The sequence below is a fragment of the Porphyromonas sp. CAG:1061 genome (genome assembly GCF_000435035.1).
Lineage (GTDB): Bacteria > Bacteroidota > Bacteroidia > Bacteroidales > Porphyromonadaceae > Porphyromonas_A > Porphyromonas_A somerae.
The window spans coordinates 32476-33668 of record NZ_HF988934.1 but is presented as its reverse complement, the minus strand read 5'-3'; the positions used below and the strand labels follow the sequence as shown (position 1 = coordinate 33668).

General features: G+C 45.3%; 2 protein-coding genes. Both read right to left on the bottom strand.

What is annotated here, in order from left to right; translation table 11 throughout:
• Nucleotides 1-661, bottom strand: a 661-nt coding sequence (locus QVO39_RS07075) for a cytochrome ubiquinol oxidase subunit I (RefSeq protein WP_288171899.1), incomplete at its 3' end; no start/stop codon positions are given.
• A gap of 62 nt (nt 662-723) precedes the next feature.
• Nucleotides 724-1050: a DUF4492 domain-containing protein gene (locus QVO39_RS07070; RefSeq protein WP_244860747.1), complete on the bottom strand. Its 327-nt coding sequence runs from the start codon at nt 1048-1050 to the stop codon at nt 724-726.
• Nucleotides 1051-1193 lie beyond the last annotated feature (143 nt).

Below are 1193 nucleotides of genomic sequence, written 5' to 3'. Positions count from 1 at the left end.
TCTCAAGTGCAAACCTTTGATTGCGTTTGCGGAGTAGGTAGTAGCCGCAGATACCCATAACCACGATAGAGCCTAGCATCCAGCTAGAGATCACTGAGTGGAAAAACTTTGAGACAGCCACAGGAGAGAGGGCGACATCGCTGAAGCTGATCATCTCGTGACGTACCGTGTCGGGATTGAGTGCTGCACCGGTAGGATATTGCATCCACGCATTCGCCACCAAGATCCAGACGGCAGATAGTGTAGCACCACCAATGGTGAGCCAGGTAGAGGCGAGGTGGAACTTCTTCGACACCTTGTCCCAACCAAAGAACATTACCGCAAAGAAGGTAGCCTCCATAAAGAAGGCAAACATTCCCTCAATCGCTAGGGGAGCTCCGAAGATATCACCAACGAAGTAGCTGTAGTTGGACCAGTTGGTACCAAACTGAAACTCTAGAATAAGACCAGTCGCAATACCGGCTGCGAAGTTGATTCCGAAGATCTTTTGCCAAAACTTGGCTGTCTCCTTCCAAAAGTCGTCCCCAGTACGGTAGTACTTAGTCTCGGCGAGTGCCATAATGAATCCCATTCCTAGTGTAAGCGGAACAAAGATCCAGTGGTACATCGCTGACATCGCAAATTGTAATCGCGACCAATCGATAAGTGCACTTAGTAACATAGTAGGTAAAAATAATGCTTATATATTGTTGTTGTATTATATTATTTAATGTGTGTGTGCGACTACTCCTCACCTCCCTCAGGTGTGATTGTAGGGGTAGCAGTTGGCTCAATAGCCCTATTCACAAGCTCATTCCGCACATACTCTTGTCGGCCCTCCTTAGTCTTGGACTGCTCCTTGAGGAAGTTGGGGAAGAAAAATAGCCTGAGTACGCCAAAGAGGATCAGCAACTTAATGATATTGAGTATCCAGAGAGGCTTACCCCACGTCATACTCCTTAGCCCTTCTTTCCATAGCTGTATCAGTTTGGGGAAGAAGCCCTTCTTGAGGGGGACTAAGCTATCACCACTGGTGGCTTGTTCCTTGTTATTATCAACAATCTCTTTCACGGTAGGCTTGTTATTTCTTTTTCTTATGGTAATGAATTCGTGTGCTAAATTATAAAACATTATGCACACTACCAAATAATAACCCCCTTATTTTGTTGTTTTTTCACATTGTCGCCTATCTTGTTATACAAAACGGGGCTTTT